The organism is Zooshikella harenae (assembly GCF_018837975.1).
GTDB lineage: Bacteria > Pseudomonadota > Gammaproteobacteria > Pseudomonadales > Zooshikellaceae > Zooshikella > Zooshikella harenae.
In genome coordinates this window covers 1-658 of record NZ_JAGSOY010000333.1, presented here as the reverse complement: position 1 = coordinate 658, position 658 = coordinate 1, and the positions used below count along the sequence as shown (strand labels likewise).

Genomic DNA, 658 nt, shown 5'->3' with positions numbered 1-658 from the left:
AAAAAAATGACGTGTATATTGATATTGGCAGTGGTAATGCGAAAGCGGCTTTTGAACTGTTGTACTTTGGGCTTTCTTCAAGTGGGTTATTTTGTGTATGTCTGTACTTTTTCATTCAAACAATTGCGCCCAGTCGTGAGCCAATAGCATGGTCTTTCATATTAGTTCTGGCAGGATGTTGGTCTGTTTGGTTACTTATTTGCATTTTTATCATTGTTTATTCCCATTATAAGCATGGCAAAGAAAACATGCAGACTCGCTTCAATCGACAACGCCGTGAAGTCGCTTGGGTGGATGATAAAAAAAAGCTTCATCTTGTGCCTTGGGAGTCCTTTAAAGCCTGGGTCAGTAGTGCCAGCACGGTGGGTGACAGTGTTGCGTATCGGAGTGCTTTGTTTGGTATGGGACCTCCAGCCTACGATGACCCTCATGGTTTTATTGGGGTATGGCGTATGCCTTGTGGTGTTGAAATTTCAGGGATTATGCAGTGGGAATGTATCCGCTCCTTTATGGAGCTAGGACCTGAACACATTCCTGATGTTGATCAGAGCCAACGAGAACCCAAATTACATTACCAAAAGCGGCAAGCACTGCGTATTCAGGGAGAATGGGGGGCTTGGATTAAGCGCGTCATTGCAGATTGGTTTATGGGACGCTA

At 44.4% G+C, this 658-nt stretch carries 1 protein-coding gene; it reads left to right on the top strand.

What is annotated here, in order from left to right:
• Positions 1-248: 248 nt before the first annotated feature.
• Positions 249-658: hypothetical protein (locus tag KCG35_RS25980; RefSeq protein ID WP_373687385.1), on the top strand; the 410-nt coding region annotated here is incomplete at its 3' end.